Annotated in this window: 1 protein-coding gene; it reads left to right on the top strand. The window is 62.4% G+C overall.

The annotated features are described in order from the left end of the window. Nucleotides 1-186: 186 nt before the first annotated feature. Nucleotides 187-534 (top strand): ATP-binding cassette domain-containing protein (locus tag RX972_RS29205; RefSeq protein ID WP_316880781.1); only part of this gene is annotated, 348 nt, incomplete at its 3' end.

The following is a 534-nucleotide window of genomic DNA, read 5'->3' as shown; positions in this document are numbered from 1 at the left end:
ATGGTAAGGAACATCGAGCAGGCGCTCGTTGGAATGGCGCCGCAATCCAAAAAAGAAGAACGCAAAAAGACCAGAGTAGGAGGGAAAGTTGCACGTTTGGCCGAGGGGATCAGATAGCCTCCATCACGTCCAGCGAAACGCATCGCAGGACCGCTCGCACCGCTCGAAGACGGCGGGCGAGACGAGATGACGCAGGCACAGCTCGCGCAGGGGAATGATCCCTTGCTCGCGGTTCGCGACGTCAGCGTCGTGTTCGGCGGCATCATCGCACTGAATGGCGTGTCGTTCGACATGCGCCATGGGCAGATCCTCGGACTGATCGGGCCGAACGGCGCCGGCAAGACGACGCTGTTCAATTGCCTGTCGCGGCTCTATCAGCCGTCGTCCGGCGACATCCTGATGGAAGGCAAGAGCATCCTGTCGCGGCCGCCGCACCGGATCGCCGAGATCGGCATCGGCCGCACCTTCCAGAACGTCGCGCTGGTTCCCAACGTATCCGTGATCGACAATGTGCGCGTCGGCGCGCATGCGCGC

This window comes from Pseudomonas syringae group sp. J309-1, from assembly GCF_032582135.1.
GTDB classification, from domain to species: domain Bacteria; phylum Pseudomonadota; class Gammaproteobacteria; order Pseudomonadales; family Pseudomonadaceae; genus Aquipseudomonas; species Aquipseudomonas quasicaspiana.
The sequence above is the reverse complement of the archived record's forward strand: the minus strand, read 5'-3'. Positions and strand labels throughout refer to the sequence as shown.